The organism is Microcoleus sp. S13_B4 (assembly GCF_036700885.1).
Taxonomy (GTDB): domain Bacteria; phylum Cyanobacteriota; class Cyanobacteriia; order Cyanobacteriales; family Microcoleaceae; genus Microcoleus.
On record NZ_JAUBPU010000050.1, the window covers coordinates 18100 to 38862 of the forward strand.

The 20763-nt window shown below is 45.9% G+C and carries 19 protein-coding genes and 3 tRNA genes; 10 read left to right on the top strand and 12 right to left on the bottom strand.

Annotated features, from left to right (window positions below; translation table 11 throughout):
* Positions 1-122 precede the first annotated feature (122 nt).
* A complete protein-coding gene (locus tag QT994_RS21110) occupies positions 123-1838 on the top strand; it encodes a lipoxygenase family protein (RefSeq protein WP_333177831.1) in 1716 nt (571 codons plus the stop codon).
* Between the two features lie 59 nt (positions 1839-1897).
* Here QT994_RS21110 and QT994_RS21115 read toward each other — a convergent pair whose 3' ends face one another.
* The 4 genes from QT994_RS21115 to QT994_RS21130 all read right to left on the bottom strand — a co-directional run bounded on the left by QT994_RS21115 (position 1898) and on the right by QT994_RS21130 (position 5353).
* Positions 1898-3037: a fatty acid desaturase gene (locus QT994_RS21115; RefSeq protein ID WP_333177833.1), complete on the bottom strand. Its 1140-nt coding sequence runs from the start codon at positions 3035-3037 to the stop codon at positions 1898-1900.
* A 321-nt stretch (positions 3038-3358) separates the two neighbouring features.
* Complete coding sequence (locus QT994_RS21120; RefSeq protein ID WP_333048932.1) at positions 3359-4624, bottom strand: glutamate-5-semialdehyde dehydrogenase; 1266 nt, start codon at positions 4622-4624, stop codon at positions 3359-3361.
* Between the two features lie 4 nt (positions 4625-4628).
* The gene (locus QT994_RS21125; RefSeq protein WP_039888086.1) at positions 4629-5033 is read right to left on the bottom strand and encodes a hypothetical protein; all 405 of its coding nucleotides are present in this window, start codon (positions 5031-5033) and stop codon (positions 4629-4631) included.
* A 248-nt stretch (positions 5034-5281) separates the two neighbouring features.
* A tRNA-Gly gene (locus QT994_RS21130) sits at positions 5282-5353 on the bottom strand.
* Between the two features lie 218 nt (positions 5354-5571).
* On the opposite strand from QT994_RS21130, the gene QT994_RS21135 reads away from it, so the two are divergent.
* The 4 genes from QT994_RS21135 to QT994_RS21150 all read left to right on the top strand — a co-directional run bounded on the left by QT994_RS21135 (position 5572) and on the right by QT994_RS21150 (position 8237).
* Complete coding sequence (locus QT994_RS21135) at positions 5572-5712, top strand: hypothetical protein (RefSeq protein WP_333048933.1); 141 nt, start codon at positions 5572-5574, stop codon at positions 5710-5712.
* Between the two features lie 288 nt (positions 5713-6000).
* Entirely contained in the window at positions 6001-7818 is a 1818-nt protein-coding gene (locus tag QT994_RS21140; protein WP_333177835.1) for an ABC transporter ATP-binding protein, read from the top strand.
* A 192-nt stretch (positions 7819-8010) separates the two neighbouring features.
* Positions 8011-8095, top strand: a tRNA-Tyr gene (locus tag QT994_RS21145).
* Between the two features lie 70 nt (positions 8096-8165).
* A tRNA-Thr gene (locus tag QT994_RS21150) sits at positions 8166-8237 on the top strand.
* Positions 8238-8311: 74 nt separating this feature from the next.
* On the opposite strand, the gene QT994_RS21155 is transcribed toward QT994_RS21150, so the two are convergent.
* The gene (locus QT994_RS21155; protein WP_333177838.1) at positions 8312-9289 is read right to left on the bottom strand and encodes a M23 family metallopeptidase; all 978 of its coding nucleotides are present in this window, start codon (positions 9287-9289) and stop codon (positions 8312-8314) included.
* A 251-nt stretch (positions 9290-9540) separates the two neighbouring features.
* Between QT994_RS21155 and QT994_RS21160 the strand changes: the two genes are divergently transcribed.
* Complete coding sequence (locus tag QT994_RS21160) at positions 9541-10761, top strand: HhoA/HhoB/HtrA family serine endopeptidase (RefSeq protein ID WP_333177840.1); 1221 nt, start codon at positions 9541-9543, stop codon at positions 10759-10761.
* A gap of 311 nt (positions 10762-11072) precedes the next feature.
* Here QT994_RS21160 and QT994_RS21165 read toward each other — a convergent pair whose 3' ends face one another.
* The 4 genes from QT994_RS21165 to QT994_RS21180 all read right to left on the bottom strand — a co-directional run bounded on the left by QT994_RS21165 (position 11073) and on the right by QT994_RS21180 (position 13748).
* Positions 11073-11420, bottom strand: a complete 348-nt coding sequence (locus QT994_RS21165) for a DUF760 domain-containing protein (RefSeq protein WP_333048940.1) — start codon at positions 11418-11420, stop codon at positions 11073-11075.
* Between the two features lie 42 nt (positions 11421-11462).
* Complete coding sequence (gene scpB, locus QT994_RS21170; protein WP_333177842.1) at positions 11463-11978, bottom strand: SMC-Scp complex subunit ScpB; 516 nt, start codon at positions 11976-11978, stop codon at positions 11463-11465.
* Positions 11979-12434: 456 nt separating this feature from the next.
* Entirely contained in the window at positions 12435-12704 is a 270-nt protein-coding gene (locus QT994_RS21175) for a hypothetical protein (protein ID WP_333177844.1), read from the bottom strand.
* Between the two features lie 882 nt (positions 12705-13586).
* Positions 13587-13748: a hypothetical protein gene (locus tag QT994_RS21180; RefSeq protein ID WP_333177846.1), complete on the bottom strand. Its 162-nt coding sequence runs from the start codon at positions 13746-13748 to the stop codon at positions 13587-13589.
* 295 nt (positions 13749-14043) lie between these two features.
* Between QT994_RS21180 and QT994_RS21185 the strand changes: the two genes are divergently transcribed.
* Positions 14044-14223, top strand: a complete 180-nt coding sequence (locus tag QT994_RS21185) for a hypothetical protein (RefSeq protein WP_333177847.1) — start codon at positions 14044-14046, stop codon at positions 14221-14223.
* Between the two features lie 101 nt (positions 14224-14324).
* Here the strand turns inward: QT994_RS21185 and QT994_RS21190 are convergent, their stop codons facing one another.
* The 3 genes from QT994_RS21190 to QT994_RS21200 form a co-directional block, all read right to left on the bottom strand.
* Positions 14325-14576 carry a TIGR02450 family Trp-rich protein gene (locus tag QT994_RS21190; protein ID WP_242725377.1) on the bottom strand — a complete coding sequence of 84 codons (252 nt, stop codon included), beginning with the start codon at positions 14574-14576 and terminating at the stop codon, positions 14325-14327.
* Positions 14577-15202: 626 nt separating this feature from the next.
* Positions 15203-15427 carry a hypothetical protein gene (locus QT994_RS21195; RefSeq protein ID WP_006635912.1) on the bottom strand — a complete coding sequence of 75 codons (225 nt, stop codon included), beginning with the start codon at positions 15425-15427 and terminating at the stop codon, positions 15203-15205.
* Between the two features lie 1487 nt (positions 15428-16914).
* Entirely contained in the window at positions 16915-18747 is a 1833-nt protein-coding gene (locus QT994_RS21200) for a caspase family protein (protein WP_333177848.1), read from the bottom strand.
* Positions 18748-19029: 282 nt separating this feature from the next.
* Here QT994_RS21200 and QT994_RS21205 point away from each other — a divergent pair, with 282 nt between their 5' ends.
* From QT994_RS21205 to QT994_RS21215, 3 genes are all read left to right on the top strand, one after another.
* Positions 19030-19731, top strand: a complete 702-nt coding sequence (locus QT994_RS21205) for a V4R domain-containing protein (RefSeq protein WP_333050504.1) — start codon at positions 19030-19032, stop codon at positions 19729-19731.
* A 94-nt stretch (positions 19732-19825) separates the two neighbouring features.
* Complete coding sequence (locus QT994_RS21210; protein WP_333042386.1) at positions 19826-20092, top strand: hypothetical protein; 267 nt, start codon at positions 19826-19828, stop codon at positions 20090-20092.
* A 170-nt stretch (positions 20093-20262) separates the two neighbouring features.
* Positions 20263-20733 carry a phycobilisome protein gene (locus QT994_RS21215; RefSeq protein WP_333050503.1) on the top strand — a complete coding sequence of 157 codons (471 nt, stop codon included), beginning with the start codon at positions 20263-20265 and terminating at the stop codon, positions 20731-20733.
* The last annotated feature ends 30 nt before the right edge of the window (positions 20734-20763 follow it).

The following is a 20763-nucleotide window of genomic DNA, read 5'->3' on the forward strand; positions in this document are numbered from 1 at the left end:
TTATTGCTCGGTGAATAAGACCTATATTAAGCGTGAGAGTGGACAATTCTTTTTAAATTCCATCCTCGATCAATAGTGATGATGTCCGATATTTTACTACAAAAAGAGAGTAGATTTATACAATGGTAGACAATATGAAACCTTCTCTTCCTCAAGACGACCCGAACCAAGAACAGCGCCACGCTTCCTTGAATCGTCAGCAAAAAGCTTATCAGTTTGACTATGACAGTTTATCACCTTTGGCATTATTGAAAGATGTGCCACCAGTCGAGAATTTTTCGAGTAAGTATATTGCAGAACGGATATTAGCAACATCGGAACTTCCCGCAAATATGCTGGCCGCCGATGCGAGAACTTTTCTCGATCCTCTCGACGAACTCCAAGACTATGAAGATTTCTTTACTCTGCTGCCGCTACCTGGAGTTGCCAACATTTACCAAACCGATCGCTCTTTTGCAGAACAGCGCCTGTCTGGAGCAAATCCGATGGTGCTTCGCCTCTTAGATGCGAGCGATCCTCGGGCACAAGCACTGGCCGGTCTTTCCAGTTTGCACCCATTATTCGATCTGGGCCAAGAGTTGCAGCAAAAAAACATTTACATTGCCGATTACACGGGTACTGACGAACACTATCGCGCACCTGCGAAAATAGGAGGCGGAACCTATGAAAAAGGCAGAAAATACTTGCCAAAACCCCGGGCTTTTTTCGCTTGGCGGTGGACGGGAATCCGCGATCGCGGCGAAATGACACCTATTGCCATTCAACTAGATCCGACGCCGGGTAGCCATGTCTCTACCCCATTCGATCCTCCTATCGATTGGCTGTATGCGAAACTCTGTGTACAAGTGGCAGATGCTAATCACCATGAAATGAGTTCCCATTTAGGTCGAACTCATCTTGTCATGGAACCAATCGCGATCGTCACCGCCCGACAGTTGGGTAAAAATCACCCGCTTAGTCTGCTGCTGAAACCGCACTTTCGCTTTATGTTGACCAATAACGATCTGGCGCGTTCTCACTTAATCGCTCCCGGCGGGCCCGTCGATGAATTGCTAGCCGGCACCTTGGCAGAGACAATAGAAATAAGTAGAGAGGCGTGCAGTACGTGGAGTCTCGATCAATTTGCCTTGCCCGCAGAACTGAAAAATCGGGGAATGGATGACACAAATCAACTGCCTCACTACCCTTACCGAGATGATGGATTGCTGCTGTGGAATGCGATTGAAACCTTTGTATCGGGCTATCTCAACTTCTTTTACCCGACGGAGAGCGCGATCGCCCAAGATGTGGAATTGCAAGCTTGGGCCAAAGAATTAGCTTCGGCTAAGGGCGGTAAAGTCAAAGGAATGCCAACCAAAATCAACACAGTTGAAGAATTAATTAAAATTGTCACAACTATAATTTTTACCTGCGGCCCGCAGCATTCAGCAGTCAATTTTCCCCAGTATGAATACATGAGTTTTGCTGCCAATATGCCCTTGGCCGCCTACCGGGACATTCCTAGAATTACCGATTCGGGTAATCTAGAACTGATTACGGAAAAGGACATTTTACGGTTGCTTCCTCCGTACAAACGAGCGGCTGACCAACTGCAAATTATGTTTATTTTGTCAGCTTATCGATATGACCGTTTGGGTTATTACGATAAATCTTTCCGAGAACTCTACGGGATGAGTTTCGACGAAGTTTTTGCGGGAACGCCCATCGAACTGCTAGTGAGACAGTTCCAGCAAAATTTGAATATGGCAGAACAAAAGATTGATGCCAACAATCAAAAACGAGTAATTCCTTACATTGCTCTCAAGCCTTCGTTGGTACTCAATAGCATCAGTATGTAGGAGTGTATTTTTGGAGTGGGCGAGACACCCACCCCAAAATAAAATTCCTTTGCCCATTCTCAGCTTTTGTAGTCTTCAGCGATCGAGCAATTCACGCACATTGTACCAGACGAATCTGTGAAGGTGACCTCATCTTGATAATGTCGCGGTGTTTGCATCAGCAACCGCCAAGCTTTACCAGCATCGATTAAATTCATGCGATTGGGATAGTGAATTTGCAACAACTCTTGCACCATCGGATAATAATCTGAGTTGATGCTGGGGAAAATATGATGCTCTGTGTGGTAAGAAAAATTTAAATGCAGCAGGTCAAATATTTTAGGAACCCGCACTGACATACTGTTAATCAGCGGGTCATTAATGTCGGTCATCCGACAACCCATATGATTGGTATAGATGTAAAACATTGCTCCTGCATGACCAATTGCGATCGGCAAAATGTAGCTGAGAGCAATTTTTAGCGGATGAAAGTCTAAGTAGAACAAAATGCTCGCATGAATGGCTAAAATTCCCACACATTCAAAGGCAATCGCCCCTCTATCTTTAGCACTAACTGTAAAAGCAGCCGGTACATAATCCACTGATTTATCATTAAATAACAGTACCGAGGTAAGATTGCGGAAATTATGCACTAACCACGAACCGGCCATCCCTACAATTAACCACAGCGGATTGACTTCAACTGACGGTACAAACAAATTTTGAATCCATTTTCCCCAAGTATCTGGTTGCTGGTACAGATAGTTGCGATCGGGGTCTGCCAAAGAATTCGTGTTATTGTGATGTACGAGGTTGTGCAGATTTTTCCACTGAGTAGGCGGCATGAACAGCATATTTAGCCCCAAAAAGGCGATCGGATAAGTGAGGCGCGACTTTTTCTGAACGCTACCGTGCATCAAATCGTGGGAGCTAAATAGCAAAACTATGATACTATTGCCCATAATCGCGGCTAAAGGTAAGTAAAGCCATAAAAGATAGACAGGCCAGCGATCGAGATTAGCAGCAATTCCCCACCCCAGCAATAAAATAGCAGCGTTGATGAATAGTATTGCTAACTTGCTGGTATCGGGTTCAAAGGCATCTGAGGGAAGCAGCGGACGCAATTTTTTTGTATATACCGAGTGATGAATTAGCGTTTCTGCGGCTAAAGTAGGCGTTGCCGTCTTCTCTAGAGTATGGAGTAATTTTTCGGATTTCATGTTATAGCTAAGAGTATTTTCATCTGACTTAATAAGTTTCTAAATTTAATTAGATCCCCTACCCACTTTTAGATGGAACCCACACATAAATCCGGCGGCTTATTGTCAGGCTGCGGATATTTTATCTGTCTCCACTGTGGCTATCCGGGAGCTTGTGATCAAATTGCTTTAGATCAAGGCTGCCTAATTTTTGTACCAAGATATTATTGTATCCTATAAAAATAATTTGGGAACACCTCTTAAAGGCTTACTTATCGATAACACTCTCCCACTTTTCAATTGGGTTTAATCTCAATAACCAATCCTAAATAACCTGTAAAATTAAAAAAGTCCGTTTCCTTGAACAATTTCTTTGATTGTCGTCAGCGTATCTAACCCGATCAATCCTCGACGATAACCTTTTTGGTTGGACATTCCCAAAAATATCGCATCTCCCCGATTTTGATAGCGCCAAAACCGAGGTGAGGCATTAATAAAAGTTGAGGCGCTGTTAACATCCAGAGCAAATTGGCGACTTTCTAAGTAAGATTCAGTGGCAATGCAGTCAGCGTGGCCGCTGCTGTAGCGGTTGATCCAGCCGATCGCAATCTCTAAACTATCGACAACTTTAAACGCGATGGTTTTGTTTAAATACGGTTGAGTCCACTCGTATGGTTCCGCCAGCTTCAAGTCTGGGAAATCGGCGACGAGATCCGCATCAGCGCTAATTTGAAAGCCTTTTTCTTTTAAACTGTTCCACAGCCTGACTAAGGAAGAAGGCTTTTGGTTGCGATCAATCAGCACTTTCTCGATCGCATTAACAGGATCGGGAACGCTTTGATGGCTGTCCAAAATCATCCACCTAGCCATCTCCAAACTGCCAGTAGGTGACCAATAAAGGTAACAATTTCCCATTGCCGACCTCAAAACTGGTGCTGTGCATAACCTTACTACTTGCTGCACCAAACTTGGCCTGCCGTAGGGAATAATTAAATTGAGATACTGGTCTTGAGTGACCAATTCTCGGATCGAAGCGCCCCGATCCGGCGGCAGTACCTGCAAACATCCTGAGGGCAAACCGACCTCATCGATCGCCGACACCAAAGCTTCTCCAATTACAGTATTAGTTTGCCAGCTTTCGCTGCCACCTTTAAGAATCAAACTGTTAGCACTTTTGAGAGACAAACCGGCTGCAATCGCCCCCAATTCGGGAAACGCTTCGTAAATAAGAGCGATCGCCCCCAGTGGTAGCGACTGACAGTAAACCTGACAGCGATCGACCTGATAAGAAGCATTGATCACCCTGCCGATCGGATCTGGCATTTCCCCCAACCGTTCCAGAATTTGCACAGTTGTCTTGATCCGTTCCGGCGTCAGCTTCAGCCACTCCACAATCAACTCGGGAATCGCCATGTCCCGACTCGCTTCTAGATCCAGAGTATTTGCTTCTAAAATGTCATTTTGCCGCCGTTTCAGCGCGCCCGCCATCGCCTGCAAACCTGCAGCGCGATCAGCACTCTTTGTCGTAGCCAACTCCAAAGAAGCTTGGTAAGCGCGACGCGCCACATTTGCGGCATCTGACGAATGGGTAAAATCCTCTATTATCATCTAGCTAACGCCTATAAGCCAGCCATACCATCAGCGCCGGCAACATTGCTAGCAGCACGGCGACCATTGCCCACAGAATAATATTCGGGCCCGGCGAGTGCAGCGCCAAGGGCAACCAAATCACTAGCGGCACCAATATCATACCCAAAGCCAGTGGCAAGTAATGGGCCTTCAAACCCGGATGCGCTCTGTTCCACTGGTTGCCCGTCCACCGCCAAGCCTGCTTGTAAGGATAGTTCGTTGATAGTTGCTCAATCACGTATCCACTTTCGTCCAATACAAATATTTGTTGACAGCGGTTGCATCCAAAGGCTTCTGTCAACGTTATAGGCACTAGACGACCCCGGCGTCGGCAAGGACAGGGGTACTCATCGTTTAAGTCAATCTTTGGAGCTTTTTGAGATGGCACTAGCGATCGGATAAAAAAAGCGTTTTTACAAAAATAATCGTTAACCTATCCACTTTATCAAACTTGTCAATTCCGCCATCACAAGGCTTTCAACTGCCTATTCCGAGATATCGTCCGATCGGCAATTTTGACTTGCAAGTTCTGCATTCAATCTTACCACTAACTTAGGTATTTTCAACCATCCTTAGGAGTAGACCGAAAACTTTCTTGATCTACTTTCCGGTTTTGTTACTTTTTTTATTTTCTAAAGCGGGTGACGCGATTCGAACGCGCGACATTCACCTTGGCAAGGTGACGCTCTACCACTGAGCTACACCCGCATTTCCTGCGGTATTAACAATATTGTCTCAATTCTCGGAATTTGTCAAGTCTTTTTAGTAAGTTTTTTTCACAAACCCCGTAAAAACCCCCAAAGCCAGTCCCCACCTGAAATTTCAGCAGCCAGATTATTAACCAAATCAGTAATTGCCGTGAAGAGTCACAGCCATCCGCCGACGGCAAAGCTACAATCAAGCTGGAATTGTGGGAGAACACTGTCATGTCAGATTTAAATCGCGGAATCATGAAGTTCAAGGGAGCTGACAGCCCAATTGCGATCGCCATGTCGGCGATTGTCATTGCCGGCGGAATCGGCTTCTTGATCTGGTGGGCGCTGCAATCAGCCTACACCTTCAGCTAACAGGCTACTCAAACGTAAAAATTAGAAAGCTTGGTCAGAAGGCAGAATTTAAGAAAAATTCTGTCTTTTGCATTTTTTTACCCTTAGTCTTGAGTTTATTGCCCAGGAATGCAGATCGATTGCTGATCATCGAAGGATTGCCATAAATCACCCGATCGGGCCAGTCGCTAGCATGAGCCGAGATGACTCCCCGATCAACTACTTTTGTAGTACACTTGTAAACAAAGCGCGCCGACAGCGCAATTTTAGATGCAAGTATTTGCAAGGGTTGTATCTCAACAAGAATTTATGGCAAGCTTTCAGGACATTTTCCAATACTACAGTCGCTACTGGAAAATAGCAGTTTACAGCATAGGCGCATCCAGCGTTTTGGCACTAGCCGATTTGCTTGTTCCCTACGCGATCGGTCAAATATTAAACGTATTGTCGGGTCAACCTACAGATACCGTAACCCAAAAACTCATAACAGCGATCGCCTCTGTTACCCAGCACTCACCCAACCAAATATTATCGCTATCCGTCTTGCTGGGCATAATTTTTCTGGTAACAGTCGCCAAGGCACCGGTACAGCCTTGGGTGGGAAATTGGTTCCACTGGGCGATACCATTGAGGGCAAGGCGCGATCAAATGAGAAGTGCGATCGGGAAAATCCTCACCTTACCCCTAGAATTCTACGACGAAAACAACGCTGGACGGATTGCCAGCCGCATCGCCAAAGGCATTGCCAACCATACTTGGACTTACCCAGAAATTGCCGGCGAATTCATCCCCGAAGTCGTCCGCTTAATCGGCATTTTTGCCGTTATCTGGTTAATTGAGTGGCGGATTGGCTTATTAATTTTGGTTTCATTCCTATTTATCCTCAGTTTCACCCTCAAAGGCCTGCAACAGGTGACTGCGCGGGAAGAAATTCTGGATGAATACATCGAAGATACCGAAAGCCGCAACTCGGAAATTATCACCAACATCAAAACAGTCAAAGCTTTTGCGACAGAAAGCGATGAACTCAAAAGGCAAACCACCAGACTCGATCGCGAATTAAAAGTCGTGATCAACCGCATTCACAAAGGATACGTCACCCTGGGGACATACCAGCAGACGATCGTCCAGTTGTGTTTGTTTTCTGTTCTTGGTTTTAGCCTAGCCGCCACGGTTGCAGGCAAAATTTCCCTCGGATATTTTGTTACCGTCTACACCCTGGCAAGCATGGCATATTCCCAACTGCGTCCGATTAGCATTATCGCCGAATTATTGGCGCGGCGTTATTCTTCTATGATCCGGTTCCACGAGTTTATGCAAACGCCAGACGGTGTTGATGCGGTTAATTTAGCAGAAAATGCTCGATCGGCGTCGCCTTATAAATTTACCGGCAAAGTTGAGCTCAGCGGTTTGACCTTCGGGTACGACAGTCAAAAACCCGTTTTGCAGGATGTGAATCTATTGATTCATCCCCGTCAGACTGTAGCATTAGTCGGGCGATCGGGTTCCGGGAAATCAACTTTAGTTAAACTCCTGTTTCGCTACTTTGAACCGAACTCCGGCCGCATTCTGATCGACGGCGAAGACATTTGCAACTTAGACGTGACTCGCTACCGGCAGCGTTTAGCGATTGTCCACCAAGAAGTAGACGTTTTTAACGGTACTTTGCTGGAAAATTTGACTTACGGAAACAGAAATGCAACTTTCGAGCAAGTTGAGGATGCTTGTCGCATCGCCAAGGTAGACGATTTTGTGCGACTGTTGCCCCAAGGTTACTATACCGTGGTCGGGGAGCGAGGAATGCGGTTGTCCGGCGGTCAGCGGCAGCGGTTGGGGATTGCGAGGGCGCTGTTGGTGGAGCCGGATGTGTTAATTTTTGATGAGGCTACTTCTAGTTTGGATTATGAAAGCGAGCGATCGATCCAGCTAGCCATGCAGAATATCCTCGGTACGCGCACCACCATAATTATTGCCCACAGACTGAGTACAATTCGCGAAGCCGATGCGATCGTCGTACTCGACGGCGGTAGAATCGTCGAAGTTGGCAGCCATGAAGAACTTTTAAGCCAACAAGGTATTTACCGCCGCCTGCACTCCCTGCAAGAAACCGGGGAATTAGTGAATTAGTCACTTGTCTGTTGAGTGTTGAGTGTTGACTGTGGTCATGAGTTACCAATTACCAATTCCCCATTCCCCATGCCCTCTTCCCGATGCCATTCTCAGATTTAACTTATATTTTCACTACTTTGGATTAGAGTTTCTGATGTATTGTTGCAAAAAAAGAAGAAGCTGCTAGGATGTTTAACTGTGGGTACAAATGGGTCGGTGCCCGAGCGGTTAATGGGGGCGGACTGTAAATCCGCTGGCTACGCCTACGCTGGTTCAAATCCAGCCCGGCCCACCACAACTTACATAAAAGTTAAAAGTTAAAAATTAAAAGTTGAAATTTTAATTGAGGATTTTTAATCTTTTATGCCCGTGTAACTCAGGGGTAGAGTACCTCCTTGGTAAGGAGGAAGTCGCGAGTTCAAATCTCGCCACGGGCTTTTACTAAATCATGCAACACAAAAGAATCTGGGCGGTTGAATTGCTTCTTCAACCGCCAATCCTATTTTTTATCCTATTTTTTAATAGTCGCTTGCAAATAAAGCAGCGGGTCTTCAGCAACCCAACCCAAACCCGAATTGTACCGAACTTCAAAATGCAAATGAGCTTGCGGAATGTCCCGTTTTCCCGTCATCCCGACAGTTCCCAAAACTTCTCCCGACTGTACTTTTTGACCGACTTTTACGGCAATATCTTTCAAATGAGCGTAGCGCGTTTGCTTCCCTGCTTGATGGTTCAGCACAACTAAATTCCCGTAATCTCCCTGCGGCCCGGCAAAGGCGACAGTTCCCTCGCCCGTTGCTAAAACCTGCGTACCCTCCGACGCCAAAAAATCTACGCCACTGTGGAAAAAAAATTCGCGCCGCGCCGGATGCAATTGCCGCCCGTAACGCAAAGCTTCCACTGCTGGGGCGGGCAGCGGAAATCCTTGCACCGATGGCGTTGTATCGGGATTGATAGAAGGCCCGATCGACCTATTCACCGCTGGCACAAACACCGTTTTCCCCAAAGGCCTGCACCCATTCGCCTCAAATAGCAAATCTGCGCGCACTTTGTAAGCTTCTGCCAGTTTTTGCCAATTCCAGCCCGCAGGCACTTCTACCTCGATGCCACTGTACGGAGGAATGACGATCGCACTTCCAGCAGATACTCGACCGCCCCGCAACGTCGGATTTATGCCGATCAGCGCCCCAGGAATCACATTGTATTGCCGCGCGATGCTTTCTATTGTTTCGCCCTGGGCCACAGTGTGGCGGCGTAACCGAGACATAGCCGGACTCGGGCAATCGCGGGCGGGGTCAGGGTTTTCTACAGGTGTACCTGAAGGAAGATTTGCAGGCGGGATCTGGGTATTTGCCACCGTTTTCCCAACGGGTGCGATCGACCAAAGTAGTGCAGAAATCAACAGCAATAAGCGTTTAAACCTCATAATGTAGAGAAAAAAGTATTTATTTCGGACAATTGACAATTGTCTAGTCGAGTGAAACGGCATATTTGAACACTCTAGCCACCCCCCAGACTGTAAATCCCAGGCTAAGCCAAGTTAGGATGAGAATTATTAGTTTTAATCGCTGATGGAAAATCCGGCAATTTTTGCCTGTGATGCCTATCAGCGCCTGCCTGTTAACAGCTATGTTCTTGAGGAAGCGGTACGCCCCGCCCCGCTTCCTTCCCGTCGCCAAGACAAAAATGGTGGATTCGGAACGTGTCTGCGGGGATGAGGTATTTAGCAGGAGTTATTAAATGAGTTTATCTTTTAAGCAAACGACCCTTTATGTGACTTTGCTGTCAATCGGCGGAGGTATGGGATGGTTGGGAAATCGCTATCTACAAGGCTCAAACAATCTGGAAACCGGATTGGTTTTGCCAGTAGTGCGCCAGCAAATTCCCCCCTATGCGTCTCCTCCAGTTCTGGAAAATCGGGCGATCGATCGCAGCAATCCCAATTTTATTGCTGAAGCAGCCGAAAAAGTCGGCCCGGCTGTAGTGCGGATTGACGCATCAAGCAAGGTGGCGAATCAAGTGCCGGAAGCTTTCAAAAATCCTTTGTTTCGTCGGTTTTTTGGAGACAATTTACCGCAGCCTGAAGAACGCATCAAGCGGGGTACTGGTTCCGGGTTTATTCTCACTTCTGACGGTCGCATCGTTACTAATGCTCACGTTGTCTCCGGGACGGATACTGTCAAGGTGACACTCAAAGACGGCCGCGAGTTTGAGGGTAAGGTGCAGGGAGTCGATCCGCTGACGGATGTCGCTGTTGTTAAGATTAATGCTAAGGAACTGCCGCAGGTGGCTTTGGGTCGATCGGACAATATTGTACCGGGACAGTGGGCGATCGCGATCGGCAATCCTTTAGGTCTAGACAATACCGTGACTGTGGGCATTATCAGCGCTACGGGTCGATCGAGTTCCCAAGTCGGCATCCCCGACAAGCGAGTCCGCTTCATCCAAACCGACGCCGCCATCAACCCCGGCAATTCTGGCGGGCCGCTACTCAATGACCAAGGCGAAGTAATTGGCATCAATACCGCCATTCGCGCCGACGCTCAGGGCTTGGGATTTGCAATTCCGATCGAAACCGCCAAACGAGTTTCCGATCAGTTATTCGCCAATGGTAAAGCCGAACACGCCTATCTCGGCATTCAAATGGTCAGCTTAACTGCTGCCACCAAGGCAGAACTCAACAAACAGCTCGATAATAATAAAATTACCCTCGATCAAGGCGTAGCCGTGACGCGAGTCGTGGAAAATTCCCCCGCTCAAAAAGCGGACTTGCGCGCCGGAGATGTCATTCAAAAAATTGACGGAATTGCGGTGAACACTCCCGGGGATGTGCAAGAACGGGTGGAAAGCACTGTGGTGGGCAAAGAACTAGAAGTGGAAATTAACCGTTTGGGTCAAGTTCAGAAAATTAAAGTACGTCCGGGTGCTTTTCCCCTATCGGGTAGCCCGGCCGGCGGGTAATACAATTTTCGAGGTTCGATTAAAGAATAGGGAATGACTCACTCGATAAGGATTTGGAGCTTGCTTACAGTTGCATTCTTTTGTGAAACTGGTATGTATTTGCAAACGGTGGAGGATGAAAGATAAATGTGATGCTTTATAGTCCTGTCCTGAAAGCAGTAACCGGATTTTTTCACCAAAATCGTCGGTGTAGCGCCAGGGATATCCGGTTAACAGCCCGGTTTCTTAATTCCCTGTGCCTCCATGATTCAGGATTATGGATTTTTCTGAACAACTTTCATCTTTCTGACTTCCCCAACCCGTTGATCTTTTTACTTGTCTTTGGGCGAGTTTGGTGGAATCGAGCTGGTGCTTGCTAAATTTTCTTCTAGGTGCATCCTCTGCTCCATTTGTCGCAGAAAATAGCCTGTCATCATCGCTGAAGCTAGCAAACCTGCTAAGTTTTCGCGGTCCGTGGTAATTTCGACGTTAAAATTTTCTGAAGGCAAGACGCCGACAAGTCCTTGAACGTTATGAGAGATAATTTCTCTGATTTCTGGGCTGACGGACTTGGCGACGCGGGCTAGAACCTCCGGGGATTGGTGTTGGAGGTACTTCAGCAGTGGATTGACTGCGGTTTGTTGGGCATTGGAACTGTCAAAGTCAGGGTGAAAAACCATTTGGCGATTCTTAATTTCTGGCTGGTTACATTCTACTTCAAACTACTCGTCATTGCTTGGGTACAAATTTGCCTGAAAGTCTATTTGCAATTGTTTTGGCAGTTGGTCTACTTGAAAGTACCGATGAAATTTATCGGTAACTTGTAACCAATACGATCGCCCTTCACTCGGTCGCCTTTTGCGGACGAAACCCATCTCTACAAGTTCCTGCACTTGTTGGTAAGCTCCTGAACCTCGCAAGTTAACTAAATCTGGCTGAGCGATGCCGCCTTTGAGGGCGATCGCAGCCAGCGTCCGCAAAGCTCCAACACCTAATTCTGGAGGTATTAAAGTTTGCATTAAACTGGCAAACTCTTCTCTGAGTTGCAGGCTGTATCCCGTGGGGGTTTCTACGACTTCTAAAGCACTGTCGCGGCGGGATGAGTCAGACATGAGTTCGATGATGGCGTCTTCGGCTTCCGCTCGATCGCACTTGGCAATCTCGGCAATTTCTGCGATCGACACTGGCTGACCTTTTAGGTAAAGTATGGCTTCTATTGTTGTGGCTAAGCGAGTCATTTGGGAATTAGTAATTAGAAATTGGGACGTTGAAAGAAGAAGGAGGAAGCAAGAAAGAAGAAGTAATCAGGAAAACAACAGCTCTCCGTATCTCACTAACTTGCGTGTCGTGAATAATTAGAATTGGTAATAAACCTTCCCCTTACACAAATGATTAATAGTGTAGGTTAGGTTGAGGGACAAAACCTAACTCTTTCATTTTTATTTTTTTTCTCTCAGTCCGGAACGCATAAAATTTATATATAGGGTGCGTAATAGTGCACCTAGCCCCTAGAAGTAGAGCGTTAAACTTTTTTTGCTTCCCGGGCTTCCGATATTTTGGCTAAATAAATAGCAGTGTTAATCGCCAATTTTCCACGTTAAAGTATCGAACTTAGCCATTAGCTATTTATCAATCTAACTGTCTGCCAGTCAGCTATTATACAAAAACATCCTCTCAATTAGAAGGAAGAACGCTCATTCCATTTTTATCATTTTGCAATCCAGATATAAATTAGCTTCTTCCAGAGTAGGAAAAAACTTATATTTCCAGCGAACGCCTATTTTTTTCATCACTAACCCTTGACCGTGTTGCTGTCGCAGTTGTGCCAACGTTCCCAGTTGAATTAACTTGCCGCCGTCTATAATGCCGATGCGATCGCACAAATACTCCACTTCATCCATATAATGCGTTGTCAACAGCATTTTCATTCCCTGCTTGTTCAAATCTCGAATAATTTCCCACAATCACCGCCTTTGCGCGTCTAACAGTAACGTCGCTTCCTCCAAAAATAAGATTTGCGGCTCGTGCAAAAGTCCTCTGGTAATTTGCAACCTCTGGTTCATTCCCCCCTCCCCACTTTTTTTACTAAATCATCTCGCTTTTCTGCTAATTCTACATATTCCAACCCCTGTTTAATTAACTGTTGCCGTATCTAGTGTGGAATGTGGTGCATCGACCCGTGAAACTCAATATTTTCCCATACTAAAAGCTAATTATCAACACTGATTTGTTGGAGCAAGACCCTAATGCACTGTTTCACTTGCAAGCTTTGCCACATCACGTCATATCCAGCTACCTGGATTTAACCGCTGCTGGGCTTAGTCAGGGTAGTCAGCATCCGAATTGTGTCGATTTTCCTGCACCGTTGGGACATAGGAAACCGAACATTTCTCCGGCTTCAATCGTGAACGAATGGTCATTGACAACGGGTACTTTGTTGTAAATCTTGCAGGCTTTTTACAGAGAAACAGAGGCATACATAGGTATTTCGGTATAATTTACTGGCAACAAAGCTCTTTCTTCTCAGTCATATCATGTCCGGTTAATTAACCACAATACTTCTTGGGGCGAGTTTCACCAACAATCTGTAATTCACATCCACAATATTTATAAACCCGCCCCAACCGGGCTACCAAATTTTATAACGAGCAATTCAACAGACATGATATCATTTCTGGACGCAGAAGCCGGGTTCTATCGACTAAAATTGCTGGTGATATTCATCGGTACTAATACCATAAAAACCTGGTTTATCTGCTATTTGTGCACGAGTTTTTTTAGTTGAACTAATCTAAGTCTCTTCTGCAGGTAGAAAACTGATTTTTTTTACAGCTTGCAGCCCCGACTTATTGCGGTTGAGTTAAGTCGGGTTTCAATTCCATGATGCGGCTGTCAAGTTGGCGCGCGGCTGAGCTAATCGTTACACTCGGTTTGCTGCCGTCGAGATACATAATCGCCATAAAACTTCCTATTTTTCCCCGCCGAAACAGCGCGAGTTCGACATTCATGGTTACACCTTGTATTTTTCCTTGAGTTGTCCACCCGGCCGATACCTCGCCAATCTTGTCTTCTAAGGTTAAGGCGGTAAGATTAGCAAACTGAAATTCCTTGTTACTACTACTGTTTAAACCTTGGGAGAACTGTTGTGCAAAACTCCCTTCACGGATTTCAGCATCAAATTTAGCTCGATCGCTCCGGTTGGGCAGTTGCGCTGTAAATGCTGTGACTACTTGAAACTGCTGCTCATCGTTCTTCTAATAACCAAACACGCTTGGTGGTGTAAAGTTTGGGGTACGGCTGACTATGTTTTTGATTGTGGCAGGTGGCATCTCTGTAAAACCTGCGGGCAAGTCTTGTAAGGTAAGGGCTAGGCCGGACAAGTCCGCTGCAGGAGTTGGAATATCGGCAGACAGAGTTTTGCTGCGATCGATCGCCTTGGTTGCGATGACACTTCGGAAAATCCACCGCCCAATGCAGCACTAACTAGCAAACACACCAATAACACAACTTTTTTTTCATTATTTTACCCTGTTGCCATTAGTCATTACCCCTGTCTACCTCACTCTACCCCATAGCGCTGTCTTTTAGTCTGCTGTTTCTAATTCCTCTAATTCTTGCGTAGACTGCCATCCAGCTTGCCAGAGCGATCGGTCTTTGAGTTGTGCGGCGTTGAGCCAAAAACGAACATTTGGATCGCAAGCCGCCACCATTTCTGCAAATACCCATTTACCTTCGTTTTTTCGGTTTACCACTTGAAAGTGTCGCCACCCCCAAGTTTTTTGGTGTGAAGTCCATCGGGAACCCACTAAATAAGGAAATTTTTGTTTTTTGCTCACGGTATTTTTGTGGAAAAATATATTAGAAAGCAAGTTAATTGTAATAACTCGTTCTGTTTGATGATATTAGTTCCCTTTTAAAGCTCGTCAAATCCTCTCCCCCTCTCCCCGTGTCGAACATAACAGATAATATAGAGGCGCTGCAGCTTACATGAGAGTTTACCTAAACTCTATCTCTAAGTAGATGCGTTTATTGTAACTTGCAGCGTTTTCCCTCGGGTTCAAAAGTAAGGGCAGCTCAATGACTGCCCCTGTAATTAGTTATACCTATTGAATAGGATAATTTTTCAGGCGATCCACAAATAGCCTATTTATCCAATACGAGCTAAATCGTGAATCTCAAATCTAAAAGCAAATAACCCAGGTTATAGTTGTGCACAATAATCCGTTCTGTGAAACTTAGTCAAATCTACTTTTAGAGCAGGTTTGACGCTCACTTCCTGCTTCTACCAAGGCGGTCGGCCGCTTCTTGTCCACAGGCGTGTTTTCGAGCCCAACTTTCCCTACAAACATTTTTTCAATCTTAATCGTGTTTCATTGATCCTGTACAGCTCAATAAAAAAGCACTTTTAGGTAAGATTGACTAATTTCTTTGATTCTGTCGCTACCTCTTGATTACTTCCCTGTTAAGGCTTTTGGCCGGATAAGTCCAGAGGAAGTTGGGGAAGCCTGAGGCGAACCGCATTTGTTTGGAGCCAAAGAGTGATGGCGTGCTTCCGTTGCGGAGTCACGTACTCTCCGGGTCGGATCACGCCAGCACAGACGCCGATGTTTTTAATAAGGGTTTCTCGCTCCGATGAACTTGCACCCTGTAGCAACCTGACTTGGGCTTTGATAAAATCCACGTTCATAGCTGAAAGTAAAAGTAAGTAAAGAACTCAGTTAAATAGCGATGCTTTGGTTCCGATTGTAACTCTAAAACCACTTGGTATGAATCAAATTGATTCAACTTCCCCAGGATGGGGATCGGGGCCTCTAGAGCTAGCCAACTTTATTTACTTTATCTGTTTTTGCTAGCAAAAGTGTCACTATGCTAGCAGTTTTGGCAGAATTATTTATAGTTAAGAACTGTTACAAATTTGGCTCGATTTCCACAATACGGCAGAGTTTAGTGCTAACGCTACTTTCCTGAACTCAAAAAGTTCAGCATTGTCTCCAACTCCTTCCCTTCCTAGGTTTTAGACTCCCCGATTGGAAAGCGATCGCTGGAACATTCCTCTTCGATCGCCCCTCTTAACACCCAGACACTGCCACATCACCCTATTGATTTAGATCCTCCCGTAGACTTGGCTGTGGACTATAACTTCAGGCATACGTGTTGTTACCGGGGCTACAATAAGCGAGCAAGTTTTTATTCTTGTTTGTCAAGGAAATATTTTTTGGATTTTCTTACAAACCCCTTATTTGTGTTAATTAAGGCAGCTTTGCGAGATCCTTGCCAACGAAGACTTGTAGCTTGCGAATCCAGATATTTTGTGCTGTGTGGGGGTAAATCTGTTTCCTGAATTCATTGGGGGCGATCGCTCCGACGCGAGAATACCCAGTAACGGCTTATTTTGTATAATTCATAACAGATCGGTCACTGCTAATAATTTTAAAACCGAACCAGTTTAAACAGTCTTCCATCCGTCGAGCGCCCCTAATAGCTCACAAAGAGGGATAAAAAGAATTAACTCTGCCTACCCGATTTTTTAAGGCGATTTTGCCTTAGCCATTTGCCTTAGATAGCAATTCTATATATCCCTATTGGCTGGTCACTCCAGTTAAAATCAACTCTAGATTAAGCTGATAAGCCTACGTGATGAAATAGAAAAGTTAACTGTTTTAAGTTGCCTTATAATTAACTTAGTTAGAACTTATTTATAATTTAAAATATATATATTTACAGCCATTTTTATGGTCAAAAAAACTCATATTTGACGGTAGACCCGGTAGTTAAGGGAACTCTGGACGTTAATTAAAGATATTAATTGATAGGCGTTGCACAATGTGAGAATTATTGTGGTGAGTAGGGTTAGGCATTCTAAAATACACGCCTTCGGTCTCATGATTCCATCCACAAAAGAACATCCAAATTATGCCACTATTATGCAACCAGAATTAACAGCTCATACGATATCTTTCACTCTACAAAAACAAACCGACCAAGGAGCATATAAAATCCCCTCGCGCAGAAGCTGGGGAGGGGAAATGGTAAATAAAAAAAATTATTGGTTTTAAATTATCGGTATGTAGGTCTTTTTTTGCAGTATCAAGAGGTATCGATCGAGCGAACGACCCCTGTTGGTCAGTCACTAAGATAATTTCCCGGTGGGAAACCGAGAAATTATCAACTAAATCAACCTTTTTTCGGGCGTTGCAGCTTAGTTTTCCAATTGGCGATCTCCTTCTGAGCCCGCTGATAACTCTTAGTACCCGACGGCACCAGCGAAGCAGCTTCAACTGCCTCTTTCAGCTTTCCTTGAGAGCCGCGCAACTGAGCAATTTTGAGAATACTTTCGCTCCACTCTCCCATTAACTGTTGAGCTTCTTCATACTTAGGCTGACCGGCTTCTATTTTATTAGCTTGCTGGATGCCTTTACTGTAAGAAGAGGCAACCCCCCGCTTAATTTGACCCTTAGCAGCCGATAGCAAAGCAGCATTTACATCCTGGTCTTTGGATAGCTCCTGCCACTGAGCGATCGCCTGTTTCGACTGATTGTAAACAGGCTGATTGACATCAGGCATCAATTTAGCCGCCCCGATCGCCCCCTGGAAATCGCCCCGAGCCGCCCGCCCGTTAGCTATATCCAAAATTGTCAAACTCCAGCGCTCAATATCCTGCTGAGCCTGCGGGTAGAGCGGATCGCTAGCCGGAATCGTTCGAGCCTTAACCACTGCTTTATTAAAACTAGAAGCCGAACCATCCTTGAGGAAAGTTTTCGCCTCAGCCCACACCTGCTGGCTGGATGGTGGCTGCTTGGTTCCAGCCCCTGCTTGCACCGCCCGCGGTTGGTTCTGCGACCCCCCAGTACCAGTAAATTTTTGAGATCCAGAGTTTTGGGCATTTTTCGCAGGCGATCGAGGATCTCCCTCCTGCTGACCAATAAAAATTGATTTGTTGGTCACAAAAACACCCAACAGCAGCACCAAAGCCGTAGCTGAACTCCACAAAACTAGCTGCTGCAAAAATGACTTATCCGAGCCCCCGTTATGCTCATCCTCCGGCTTTTGCAAGTTCGGCTGATCGCCCCCCCGATCAGCAGGGGCCACAGCATTTGGCTGCGACACAGGTGCCACCTCAACCGACGAATCCTGAGCGTTGCGAACTGCCGGAGGCAGATCCATTCGACCCGTAGCCGTCGCCATTTGCGGGCGATCAAAACCATCACCCGTACCAACCGTCATATTGCCGTTGCGTCCGGCCAACGCAGCAGTTGGTACCCCTGAAGCATCCGGCAAAATCACCAAATTAGCCTTTCCCGGAGGATTCACCACCATCAAAGGTTCTTGTTTCGGACGCAAATGGTGGTCACACAGCTCCGGCAGTCGATCGCTCAAAAAACGGTCTAAACCCTTAATTGTCATGCACTGTCCCGATCGTAGCCCCTCCAAAAGCGCCGTCGTAAAAAACCCCTGACGCAAAGCCGAAGTTTCCCGCGAAACTTGATTCGGCCGGGAAGAAAGCACCGTCGGGATTTCCAGTTCCCGCGCCAGCTCGACCGTTTGAGAGCCGATCGTTTCCCCCGCTTTCACAATCTGGCTGCGGTTCATATCAACCAGCACCAATACCGTTTCCGTAGGAGCGTTTTTCAGAGTATTCAACAGCAACTCTACTGGAATCCCCGTACCCTGAATGTCAGCCGGATTGCCGTCAACCGGCATCAAATAATCCTTACCTTCATAGCTGACACCGTAGCCACTAAAAAAACACCAGAGTAAATCTCCCTGTTGCACATGTTCCGCACAGAGGCTTTGGGTCAATCTCAGAATATTTTCCCGATTTGGATATGTAGATTGACCCCACAGCGACGGCGAGTTATCGGTCATCAGCAGACATCCATCCGGCGCAAAACCCGCCTCCTCAGTCAAAAAACCGTACAGGGCCTCTGCATCCTCTTGGGCATAACTCAAAGGCTGGAGTAACTGATATTGATTGATGCCTATTGCAATACAAGCGTGATTTTTCATCCCCATATGCCCTATATATATACTGGACAGCTTGCACAAAACGATAACACATAGCCGTTTAAGGTTATACCCACTTTTGCTAGCACTCAGAGAGCAGTTGTCCGAAGGCAGAACTCCCAACAAGCCCCCAAATTTAGCATCCTAGAATTTTTAATTTTTATATTGCAGTAAAAAATTATACCCTGTACCTGCCTTTAGAAAAATAAAGTTAAATTGGATACACAGGCCAGTCTATTTGACTCTCATTTTCACCAAACTACACCAAAAAGGAATAACCCGCCAATGGTCTCTACCGCCAAAAAAGAAATCTCCCCTCACAGCGAATCGCTACTGAAGCAAAAGCATCCTACAACTCACAGCCACTATAGGTTTCAGGATTTTTTTGCCTTCGATCGCCAGATGGGTACAATTGACGACTGGAATGAGTCGCGCAACATTTTTACCAGCGAAGACTTCATTATCGGTTTGGTGGAGGGGCTCGAAGAAGAAGTCGGCCCCGCGTCCTCTGTCATCATGTATACTATTGGTTGCCAGTGGGGACTCCAAGATTCCGAATTTTTTCAAAAATGGTTTAGTGCCGAATACAGCCAGAACATTCGCCAGTCAAATCTCATGTTTCTGCTAGAAACTTGGTGGTGGCCTTTCACGGCTCAAGGTTGGGGTCGCTGGGAAGTGGACATGAGCGATCGCAAACACGGCTGCATCTTCATCAACCTCTTTGACTCAGCAGTTGCTCGCACATTGGGGGACGTAGGCAAACCCGTTTGTCACCTATACGCTGGTTTGTTCGCCGGTTTCTTCGGCTCTTTAGTCAAAAAGCCTCTGAGCTGCATAGAACTCCAATGTTACTCAATGGGAGAAACCTATTGCAAGTTCCTGCTTGGCAACCCAGATAAAATTGATGCAGCAGCATTCTGGCTCAACGAAGGTGCCAACGCCCGCGATATTCAAAATCGACTGCAACACGGTGAAATATTGCGGTAAACAACCTGGAAAGGCACATCCCCTGCCCTGCCTTTCCTCCCACCAATTTCGCGATCGAAAGTGCGATGGTGGATTTCTCCAGGCAGGAAGAAAGATGAAAAGTCAAACTTCATGGTTGGACCAATCTGTCCAAGAATTCTTTGGTCACTATAATTGGCTGGGAAAATCTTTAGAAACCCCAAATGGCTCGACCCCCGGTCAACTTCTGAGTTTAACCCAGCCAGTAGCAGACTTTTTTCAAGCTATTTCTTGGGAAGGAATTCCGGAAGTAGGTGCCCTACCCTTACCCCCACCCTTGCCAGTAATTTCTATTTCTGAACAAGCAGAAGTCACCATAGATGACCTATTCGACCTGTTTTAATCTGTGTAGGGAATGGAAAATAAAAAATAGGGCAATCCCTCATCCATCTTCCCTCACCCCTCTTTCCTCATCCTTCAAAATCCATTAGTTAAATCTGTTAAATCCCGTACATTGCTCGTTCCCGAACTTCCTTCCTTTTATCAATTACCGATTACCACTTAATTAAAATCATGCACCCAGAGATTGAGGCGCTGCTGGATCAGGCAGAAAACCGCTTTTTAAAAGGCGAAGAACTCCTAGCTTTTAAGCGTCAAGCTGTAACCCTTGTCCAGCGCTTAAAAATTTACGAATTTTTGCGAGAGAAGGAAGCAAGTATCTTCCAACCAGTAGCCAACAAACTACAAGAAACATTCCCCGACGAAAAACAAGAAACCTTAGAACGATCGCTCAAACACTGGGTGTTAGTCTTGCGGTACTGCGCTATGGCTATGCTGCTGAACGATCAAAATTTTCTCGAACAGCGCCTTGTAGACTGGCTTTCCGGCATAGTCGAAGCCCACCAAACTCACAATATCGAAGCAACTGTTTGCAATCTGCTGCAAACTCGTTTAAAAGAATTGCTTTCCGAGCAAGCCCGGGCTATATTGCAACCATTTTTCGACCAAGCACAGTCAATTATTATTGACCAAAGTAAGAAATAATCAGCTTTCCTCCCAATTTCCAATTCCCGA

Bases quoted from the DNA above. Each gene is read 5' to 3' on its own strand.
- QT994_RS21110 (WP_333177831.1), top strand. From the start codon at position 123: ATGGTAGACAATATGAAACCTTCTCTTCCTCAAGACGACCCGAACCAA.
- QT994_RS21115 (WP_333177833.1), bottom strand. From the start codon at position 3,037: ATGAAATCCGAAAAATTACTCCATACTCTAGAGAAGACGGCAACGCCT.
- QT994_RS21120 (WP_333048932.1), bottom strand. From the start codon at position 4,624: ATGATAATAGAGGATTTTACCCATTCGTCAGATGCCGCAAATGTGGCG.
- QT994_RS21135 (WP_333048933.1), top strand. From the start codon at position 5,572: ATGTCAGATTTAAATCGCGGAATCATGAAGTTCAAGGGAGCTGACAGC.
- QT994_RS21140 (WP_333177835.1), top strand. From the start codon at position 6,001: ATGGCAAGCTTTCAGGACATTTTCCAATACTACAGTCGCTACTGGAAA.
- QT994_RS21155 (WP_333177838.1), bottom strand. From the start codon at position 9,289: ATGCCGTTTCACTCGACTAGACAATTGTCAATTGTCCGAAATAAATAC.
- QT994_RS21160 (WP_333177840.1), top strand. From the start codon at position 9,541: ATGAGTTTATCTTTTAAGCAAACGACCCTTTATGTGACTTTGCTGTCA.
- QT994_RS21165 (WP_333048940.1), bottom strand. From the start codon at position 11,420: ATGGTTTTTCACCCTGACTTTGACAGTTCCAATGCCCAACAAACCGCA.
- scpB (WP_333177842.1), bottom strand. From the start codon at position 11,978: ATGACTCGCTTAGCCACAACAATAGAAGCCATACTTTACCTAAAAGGT.
- QT994_RS21180 (WP_333177846.1), bottom strand. From the start codon at position 13,748: ATGAATGTCGAACTCGCGCTGTTTCGGCGGGGAAAAATAGGAAGTTTT.
- QT994_RS21185 (WP_333177847.1), top strand. From the start codon at position 14,044: ATGTTTTTGATTGTGGCAGGTGGCATCTCTGTAAAACCTGCGGGCAAG.
- QT994_RS21195 (WP_006635912.1), bottom strand. From the start codon at position 15,427: ATGAACGTGGATTTTATCAAAGCCCAAGTCAGGTTGCTACAGGGTGCA.
- QT994_RS21200 (WP_333177848.1), bottom strand. From the start codon at position 18,747: ATGAAAAATCACGCTTGTATTGCAATAGGCATCAATCAATATCAGTTA.
- QT994_RS21205 (WP_333050504.1), top strand. From the start codon at position 19,030: ATGGTCTCTACCGCCAAAAAAGAAATCTCCCCTCACAGCGAATCGCTA.
- QT994_RS21210 (WP_333042386.1), top strand. From the start codon at position 19,826: ATGAAAAGTCAAACTTCATGGTTGGACCAATCTGTCCAAGAATTCTTT.
- QT994_RS21215 (WP_333050503.1), top strand. From the start codon at position 20,263: ATGCACCCAGAGATTGAGGCGCTGCTGGATCAGGCAGAAAACCGCTTT.